A 1,506-nucleotide genomic window follows, 5' to 3' on the forward strand; every position below is an offset into this window, starting at 1 on the left:
GTTCGTGGAGGTGTCATGCGGCTTTGAGTGGCCTGGCGTCGTAGGTCCAGCGGTAAGGCTTGGCGGTGGTGTTGTGCGCGATCACGTAGGCGTCCATTTTGTCGATGAGATCGTCGCGGCTGGGGAAGTCGCCGTGTCGTAGGACCCGGCGGGTCAGGGCTGAGAAGAACAGTTCGACCTGGTTGAGCCAGGAGGCGTGCGGCGGGGTCCAGTGCACGTGCCAGCGGGGGTGGTCGGCCAGCCATGCCTTGGTTGTCCGTGCGATGTGGGAGGCACCGTTGTCCAGCACGACGTGGATGGCGTGGCACGGGTTGATGGTCCGCTCGAGCATCCGCAGGAAGTCGATGAAGGTCGCTGCGTTGTTGCGGGCGATGGGCTGAGTGAGGACCTCGCCGGTGCGCACGTTGAGTGCGGCGCTGATCGAGACGGTGCCGTGGCGGATGTATTCAAATTCCTGGCGGGGCGGCCGGCCGGTTCCGGCGGGACGGCCGGGGTGCTTGCGGGAGCGGGCGGCGATGGCGGTCTTCTCGTCGATGGACAGCACCATCGCGTCCTTCGGCGGGTTGAGGTAGAGATTGCAGATGTCGGCGGCCCGTTCCCAGAACTGGGGATTGTCGCGGCGGGTGAGCCAGCCGCGGACTTTGTGCGGCTTGAGGTCCAAGCCGGCCAGGATCCGGCCGACCTGGGACGGGGAGATAGCGGCGGACGTGGTGTCCGCGACCTGGGTGGCGATGGCCCGGTGCGTCCATGTCGACTCTGGATGGGGCGGTGCACTGGTTGCCGAAGCCACCACGGCCAGCCGCACCCGGCTGTCGTAAAGGCGTGGCCGCCCTGGGCGTGGAGCGTCCTTGAGTCCCTCCATCCCGGCAGCGGTGAACCTCCCTCGCCACTTGCGGACCGTGTTCACGCTGACTCCCAGCGTGCGGGCGATCGCCGCGTTGGACGCTCCCGCAGCGGCAGCGAGCACAATCTTCGCCCGCAGCACCGCCCGCACTTGCCCGCGCGTGGAGCCGGCAAGGCTTGTCAGCCGCACTCGTAACGCCTCGTCCAGCACCACCGACACTGCCTGCCTGTTCCCACCCATGACAGGTGATCATGGCGCAGCGCAATCGTTGCCGGGCAGGATGGGGACCGTGCCGAAGAACCCGCCCGAGTCCATGCAGCACCACCTCCGCGTCCGCCTGCGCGACCACGCGCGGGAACGCTGGCCCCAACTCTCGGGCGTCCAGGTCCGTTTTCGGACCGGATTCGCCTACGTGGCAGGCGAAATACCGGGCACAGAGGAACCGCTGCCACTGTGCCGTCTGCGCTTCACCGGCGTCCTGCACACCTGGGGCTTTGCCATCTACCTCGCCAGCAGCGGCAAATACCAAGACAACTTCCTGCCCACCGGCCTGCCATTCGGCTCACCCGAAGAAGCGCTCGACTGCGCCTGCGGCCTCTACCTCAACGACCCCACCGCCTGGACCACACCACCCTCCACGAACTAACGCGGAGCAGCACTAG

Annotated in this window: 2 protein-coding genes; one reads left to right on the top strand and one right to left on the bottom strand. The window is 67.3% G+C overall.

The window, feature by feature from the left end; translation table 11 throughout:
• Positions 1-13 precede the first annotated feature (13 nt).
• Positions 14-1,084 carry an IS630 family transposase gene (locus BIV24_RS30090; protein ID WP_071369636.1) on the bottom strand — a complete coding sequence of 357 codons (1,071 nt, stop codon included), beginning with the start codon at positions 1,082-1,084 and terminating at the stop codon, positions 14-16.
• A 49-nt stretch (positions 1,085-1,133) separates the two neighbouring features.
• On the opposite strand from BIV24_RS30090, the gene BIV24_RS30095 reads away from it, so the two are divergent.
• Complete coding sequence (locus BIV24_RS30095) at positions 1,134-1,490, top strand: hypothetical protein (RefSeq protein WP_071369637.1); 357 nt, start codon at positions 1,134-1,136, stop codon at positions 1,488-1,490.
• Positions 1,491-1,506: the final 16 nt, after the last annotated feature.

This window comes from Streptomyces colonosanans, assembly GCF_001866645.1.
In the GTDB taxonomy this organism is placed as follows: domain Bacteria; phylum Actinomycetota; class Actinomycetes; order Streptomycetales; family Streptomycetaceae; genus Streptomyces; species Streptomyces colonosanans.